General features: G+C 73.8%; 1 pseudogene. It reads right to left on the minus strand.

Annotation, left to right across the window (positions count from 1 at the left end):
* Nucleotides 1-51: 51 nt before the first annotated feature.
* A pseudogene (locus DW899_RS01330) lies at nt 52-549 on the minus strand (IS30 family transposase); the annotation flags it as partial.

A 549-nucleotide genomic window follows, 5' to 3' on the forward strand; every position in this document is an offset into this window, starting at 1 on the left:
CTTCCCAGACTCAGCCGAACGGTCGGTCAGTCTATTCCGTTTTCCCTTAGGCTAGGACAGCGGGGCATCGCCCCTCTCCTCGCGCGCCCGCGCGATGAGCCCCGGCGTCAGGTCGAGCTCGCCGATGGGCACGTCCTCGATGCCGCACGCCTCCAGCAGCGCCGCCGCGTCGTCGCCGAGCATCGCCCGGAAGGCGCGGGCGGGCGTCGCGAAGCCGAGCGCGCCGCGGGGCTCGGAGTTCACGTGCGACATCGCCAGCGCCAGGTCGGCCGGGGCGAGCCGGTCGAACCTGAGGCCGCGGCCCTTGGGGAGCAGCTTCCTGATCTCGACGTGGTTGCGCTCGCAGGCGCCCTTCTGGTCGCTGCGCCTAGGGTCGCAGTAGAACAGCCTCGTCTCGCCGGGCCCCTCGCCGATGAGCGCGGCGATCGCGCCCTCGTCGGAGAACTCGGCGCCGTTGTCGGTGAGCACGGCGCGGAACACGCGGCGCGTCCCGTCGGCGCCGAGGACCGCCCGGACGCCCTCCAGGGCGCCCGCGACGCACCCGGCGGT

Source organism: Collinsella sp. AM41-2BH (genome assembly GCF_003468085.1).
In the GTDB taxonomy this organism is placed as follows: Bacteria; Actinomycetota; Coriobacteriia; order Coriobacteriales; family Coriobacteriaceae; genus Collinsella.